Source organism: Rhizobium ecuadorense, assembly GCF_001187535.1.
GTDB classification, from domain to species: Bacteria; Pseudomonadota; Alphaproteobacteria; order Rhizobiales; family Rhizobiaceae; genus Rhizobium; species Rhizobium ecuadorense.
The window spans coordinates 1-222 of sequence record NZ_LFIO01000576.1 but is presented as its reverse complement, the minus strand read 5'-3'; the positions used below and the strand labels follow the sequence as shown (position 1 = coordinate 222).

At 59.5% G+C, this 222-nt stretch carries 1 protein-coding gene; it reads right to left on the bottom strand.

The window, feature by feature from the left end:
* Positions 1-222: hypothetical protein (locus AF337_RS43245; protein ID WP_160320287.1), on the bottom strand; the 222-nt coding region annotated here is incomplete at both ends.

The window sequence follows — 222 nt, the reverse complement described above, 5'->3', positions numbered from 1 at the left end:
CGGTTGTGGTAGGCCTGAGCGAAATCCGCGATCAGGACCTCGCTGCGGCCGGCCCTGAACGTCACCTCGACTGCGGAGCGAATGAGCTCGATAATGGATCCAGCATTTCCGGCGCAGCCATGAATAAGCTTTTCGGCAACGATGACCATGGTCTTGTCCGTGAAGTCCGTCGGATGCAGTGCGAGCCCTGCGTGTTCGACGACGACTTCGACGAGCCAGATC